The organism is Staphylococcus sp. GDY8P57P, assembly GCF_017892585.1.
Lineage (GTDB): Bacteria > Bacillota > Bacilli > Staphylococcales > Staphylococcaceae > Staphylococcus > Staphylococcus borealis.
The window spans coordinates 1-3,705 of the sequence record NZ_JAESLK010000001.1 but is presented as its reverse complement, the minus strand read 5'-3'; the positions used below and the strand labels follow the sequence as shown (position 1 = coordinate 3,705).

Genomic DNA, 3,705 nt, shown 5'->3' with positions numbered 1-3,705 from the left:
ACCTAATTAAACTAAGTAATACTACATTCTTTTCTTTTTATTAATTGAAATAAAAGACTAAAACTCAGATAATTAAAGCATATAGGAGAGGTGTTTTCTCAATAAAACCTGGCTAACAAAAAAATTGAAACATAGGAGAGGTGTTTTCTCAATAAAACCTGGCTAACAAAAAAATTGAAAAAGAAAAACAACTTTTAAATTAACAAGAATTTTTAAGACCATCATTCTGTAAATGATGGTCTTTTTTTGTATAATTTTAAAAAAGGGGTGATTAATTGAATAACGGAACTGTATGTAAACTAAAAAAAGAATTCTTTTCTGAGAACAAAATTAAAGAAATGAATAAAAAAGATAATAGAATTTATCTCTACTTAACAATAAAATATAAGAATCTATATTTTTTAATACCTTTCGAATCAAATTTATTCCAAAAAAACAAAAAAGCAATTTATCCTATGCCAACAAAAGATCGTCCAAAAGCCGGTATTAATTTTGAAAAAGTTATAATACTTAAAAACACCGAACACATAATTGAAATTAAAGATCAAGATTTAAGAATTCCTAAACCACAAAAAAATATAATCACTAACGATATAAAAAATATAAATCAAAAATTCGAAAGATACATAGAAAATTTTATTAATGCCTGTAATAAGAAAAGAGAAAAACAAGAATATGCATATAAGTTTTCAACACTACATCATTACAAAACTCTATTAACCGAAAATGAATAAATTGCTTTATTCCAATTGCTTTATTGACGTTGAGCCTCGGAACCCTTAACAATCCCAAAACTTGTCGAATGGTCGGCTTAATAGCTCACGCTATGCCGACATTCGTCTGCAAGTTTAGTTAAGGGTTCTTCTCAACGCACAATAAATTTTCTCGGCATAAATGCGTCAACGCTTTTATTCTTCAGAAATACTTTTAGTTAATAAAGTTGCTCCACCAATTAACATTCCAATGCCCAAAATAAAGAAACCACTAAAGATAGCAAAAAGACTTCCTAAAGATAAGAAAATAGAAAATAAATTACGTTCTGTTTTTTTCAACTTCAAAACTCCTTTTTAGCAAATTTTATCACAATAGTTATCGCTTTACAGGTCTATTTTTCATCGTTATAATCTAGTTAATTCCCGTAAGGGCGCACTTATACGTCGGATAAATCGACGTGTGCAAAACCATAATCGACCTTCGTCGATTTTTTATTTTAAATTCAAAGAAACGGCTTGAGATATTCCGAGCAGTTATAAAAATTAATTTGCGTTGAATATTGCTACTGCATTCTTGAAAAAGTGATGCAGATTTATAGCCCATAACTTTTTTGAATTCCATCGACGATACGGCGTCGAAAGAAAAATAAACAGACCGTATGAAAGAAAAAGCTACCTCATTTTATCTGGGGTAGCTTTTATTTTTTATGTCCTTATTTTGAATTTTAAAGGGTATTTTGAAGGCTTAGAGGTAAATTGTATGGTTTTATACCTAAAAGTTCATATATCCTCTTAAAACGCAAATATGAGCCGAATACAACAACAAATCTATTGCAAAGTTAAATGCAAAGTTTCCGCAAACCAAATTTTCGATTTAGCAAACAATATAGCACTTTCAAACCAGTCATATCAAAGTCTAAAGGGTTATATATATCACTCAAAAACTATAAATATAGCACTCCGAAGTCAAGCATACCAACGCTTTTACAGAGATGTATAGCATCTCTTAATCCTGCACTACCCCTTTTGACTGAGAAAGGGGTTATCGAAAAGGGTTTGCACTTTATAAAAATCACGCACTATTTCAATTTAAAATCATGCTTACTTTTATGCCGAGAAAACTTATGGTTTGGAATAGGCTTTGTGTTAGCTAGATTTAGTCTAGCGAGTTGGTTGGTCTTAATTTGGGATTAATCCCAAACAAGTACCAACTCAACAACACATTAAGCCTTGTTGGTTCCAAACCATAAGGCAATTGGAATAAAAAAGACGCTAGCTATTGCTAACGCCCTTTTTACTCTTCTTCAATTTCGTTTATCATTTGATGATTAATTTCTCTTTTTTCTTGCTCACTTAAATCATATATTTCACTGGCTAAGTACTCTTTTTTATTCCAAATATAGAAAATTTGATAAATGTATTCTGTTGGATCGATTTCTTTTAAATAATCTAACTCGCCATTTTTTAACTTTTTTCTAGCCTCTTTAAAAAGACCTGAATAAACCAAAACCTGTTTCCCTTTTAATGACTTATAAAAAGTGTCGAATACTCTTTGATTCACTAAATAATCACTATCTTTTCCCGAATACTTAGCCATTTCATAAAGTTCTTTATTATTGTTTTGTCGGATTTTCTGGACATGTACTTGTGTTATTTCAGGCATACCCGTTACATCCCGCCATAACTCAAGCCACTCTTTTTGATTAACATAAACTTTAGTATCTTTGAAATAAGATTTATTCACTGCAATTAACACGTGAAAATGCGGATTATATGTATCTTCTTGTTCATTATAAGTAATCTCTAATTTACGAACGTAACCTTTAGAAAGTGTCTTTACTTTTTTACGCTCAAACATTTTCTTAAAAGACTTATTATACTTTTTGATTTCATCTTCAAGATCATTTGCCCTTACATTCGGCGTCGTTAAAGTTAAAAAGATAAACTCTTTTTGTTCTACCTGCTTTACATACTGCATCATCAACGACAACCCCAAAGCATCTTTCCGAGCTTTACGCCATGCACACATTGGACAAAAGCGATTCTTACAAGGATTCGCTTTATACAATTTTTTCTTTTCAAGCGTTTTATCCGCAACAAACGATAAAAATGTATTACATTCCCTTACTAATTCCATCTGATTTTCCCCAATATGACGTTCTATAAAATTCTGAAACACTTGATTTCTCTGTTTTTTCTCAGTATACTTATCCATGTTATAACACACAAAAACAACTTAGTTTTTCTCAAACTATGTATATAAAAAAAGTTGCTTTTTCTCCTTTCTATTTTTCGTTTAGCTTAGACACCTAAAACGATACAATAGTATGCTGAAAAAAGCAACTTTTTTTGTGCTTGAAGCTAGTCACACCAACGATTTAAGGGTAACTATTTCAAATCGAAATAGTTACCCTTATTATCAAGATAAGAAAAAACTCGTTTCACTCGTTTTAATAAAAACAAATTATTACATAATTTTCCCTCTATCAAAACCAGCATCATAAGTATTCAAAAATGTATGCGACACATTATTATAATCAAGTTGATAACGCTCTATTAAATTTAATCTCTCCAACTCAAAAAACCAATTACTAATAGTTCTAGTAGATACCCCAAAATACTCAGAAATAGATTTAACATTATAAAAAGATTCGCCAGATTCGTTTTTAGACTTTATGCCTAAAAATACATATAATTTCAAAGCTCCACCACTAATGTTTTTCAAATAATTATTATCTAAAAAACCATTAAAAATAATAAAAAAACCTTTGTTTTCTAAAGACTCTTTTTTCCAAATTTCATAATTTCTTTTCTGTAAAATAGCTTTCTGTTTATTACTCAAATCTTTATACATAAAAACCTCCTAATATGAAAAAAATTTCTACCTAATTAAACGTAGTTAAACTCTTATATTTTATATATACGTGTATATATAAAATATAAGAGTTTAACTAAAGCAATTGCAAATAATGGAAAAAAATTTCTACCTAAT

At 29.3% G+C, this 3,705-nt stretch carries 4 protein-coding genes; 1 reads left to right on the top strand and 3 read right to left on the bottom strand.

Annotated elements, in window-relative coordinates; all coding sequences use genetic code 11:
- Positions 1–275 precede the first annotated feature (275 nt).
- Positions 276–734, top strand: coding sequence for a hypothetical protein (locus KA878_RS00020; RefSeq protein WP_194376794.1), 459 nt, complete (start codon positions 276–278; stop codon positions 732–734).
- A 174-nt stretch (positions 735–908) separates the two neighbouring features.
- Here the strand turns inward: KA878_RS00020 and KA878_RS00015 are convergent, their stop codons facing one another.
- From KA878_RS00015 to KA878_RS00005, 3 genes are all read right to left on the bottom strand, one after another.
- The gene (locus KA878_RS00015; RefSeq protein WP_002324169.1) at positions 909–1,052 is read right to left on the bottom strand and encodes a hypothetical protein; all 144 of its coding nucleotides are present in this window, start codon (positions 1,050–1,052) and stop codon (positions 909–911) included.
- A 955-nt stretch (positions 1,053–2,007) separates the two neighbouring features.
- The gene (locus KA878_RS00010; protein ID WP_188294677.1) at positions 2,008–2,928 is read right to left on the bottom strand and encodes a protein rep; all 921 of its coding nucleotides are present in this window, start codon (positions 2,926–2,928) and stop codon (positions 2,008–2,010) included.
- A gap of 252 nt (positions 2,929–3,180) precedes the next feature.
- Positions 3,181–3,567, bottom strand: coding sequence for a helix-turn-helix domain-containing protein (locus tag KA878_RS00005; RefSeq protein WP_194376795.1), 387 nt, complete (start codon positions 3,565–3,567; stop codon positions 3,181–3,183).
- Positions 3,568–3,705: the final 138 nt, after the last annotated feature.

Excerpts from the sequence above, each read along its gene's own strand:
- KA878_RS00005 (WP_194376795.1), bottom strand. The coding sequence starts at position 3,567 with ATGTATAAAGATTTGAGTAATAAACAGAAAGCTATTTTACAGAAAAGA.
- KA878_RS00010 (WP_188294677.1), bottom strand. The coding sequence starts at position 2,928 with ATGGATAAGTATACTGAGAAAAAACAGAGAAATCAAGTGTTTCAGAAT.